A 1,474-nucleotide genomic window follows, 5' to 3' on the forward strand; every position below is an offset into this window, starting at 1 on the left:
AAATAATTTAAGGTAAACTGGGCTGAAGCGGTTTTTGAAAAGTCATAGGTGCTATTGGCATTGACCGAATATACAAAAGCCTCACTGTCTACGTTCCGGTTGTCAAATACGCCCTCTATGGAATAATTATAAAAATTTCCCCCGATAAAATTGGTCCAGTTCTCGGTGGGTTTTAGCTGAAGCCCTATTTCCATACCATAAGAATTACCCGTACCTACATTGGAGTAGATCCTGTTCAATATCGTATCATTATACACGGTGTTTACCCGGTTCACTAAGTTTTTGACGTTCCGATAATAGGCCGTAGCATAGAGTGAGTTTCCTCCCTTAAAATTTTTCGTCAAGCCCAATTCAACCAGATCAATGAATTCTGGGTTTAATGTTGGATCGCCCTGTTCCAGGGTTTCAGAATGCTCCCGCTCCGGAAATGGATTCATTTTGAAGGTAGTGGTGCGCTCGACCCTTTTACTATAAGAGGCCTTAATTTTTGTTGTATTATTTAAGCGGTATTGAATAGTAGCCGAAGGAAAAGGTTTGATATAATCATAGGTATATGTAGTATCTACCAAACCTTGTTTATCCCGAAGGTCAAATTCACGGTCCATGGCTTCCATGCGCAATCCCGCAGCATACTCCCAAGAGCCTTCCTCTCCATTAAACTGAACATAGGCCGAATGAATTTGCCGGTACAAATCTACTTCACTGGAGAATTCCGGAACAAGTTCGAAGTTCCCTGAGGCATTGTTACGCCTTTCGTAAACGAAATCACCGGTATGATCAAGATTACGGTACTGATAGCCCGTTTCCAACTGTCCAAAAGAAAAGGGACTCCAGGCATAATCCAACTGAAATCGTATACCCTGAAGGGGATTGTCGTTAGTATTGTACTCTTGCTGATAGATAATACTATTGTCAGGAAAACCTAAATTATCGTTTTCGGTAGGGCCTCCAAGTAGGGTATATTCGTATAGGAGCGAAGTAGAAAGTTTCGAATTATTCGCAAAGAGGTGGGAATAATCAAAACTTCCCAATATAAAATCTCCTCGCCTGGTCCTCAGGTTATGATTGAAATACTGAAATGTACGTATACGTTCCCCGTTGGGTGCAGGGGTAATGGCATGGTTATCATAATAAACAATATCCGCCAGCCTGTCTTTGGTACGTTTACCGGCAAAAAAACCAAGGGAATATGTATTGGTGGTGTCCGGGGTATAATCTACGCTAAACCTACCGCTATAATTAATCTCATCAAAACTTCGTTCGCCGGTGGAGGGAAACCGGGTAAGTGTATCATTAATAATGGTAAATACATCCCCCTCGCGTCTTCCTCCCAGATCGTTGCGCTGATAATTGGCGCCCAGGGAAATATTCCAGTCACCCCTGCGAAGGTTATAGGTAGCATCTATGCCATATCTCTTATGCGGATCGGCATTGTTATAAGTTTCAATAGAAGGGAAGCCCCCTTTAATATTTA

Annotated in this window: 1 protein-coding gene; it reads right to left on the reverse strand. The window is 42.1% G+C overall.

The genetic code is table 11. The features are described from left to right. Positions 1-1,474: outer membrane beta-barrel family protein (locus DHD80_RS19790; protein ID WP_251743201.1), on the reverse strand; the 1,474-nt coding region annotated here is incomplete at both ends.

This window comes from Gramella sp. AN32 (assembly GCF_023718305.1).
GTDB classification, from domain to species: domain Bacteria; phylum Bacteroidota; class Bacteroidia; order Flavobacteriales; family Flavobacteriaceae; genus Christiangramia; species Christiangramia antarctica.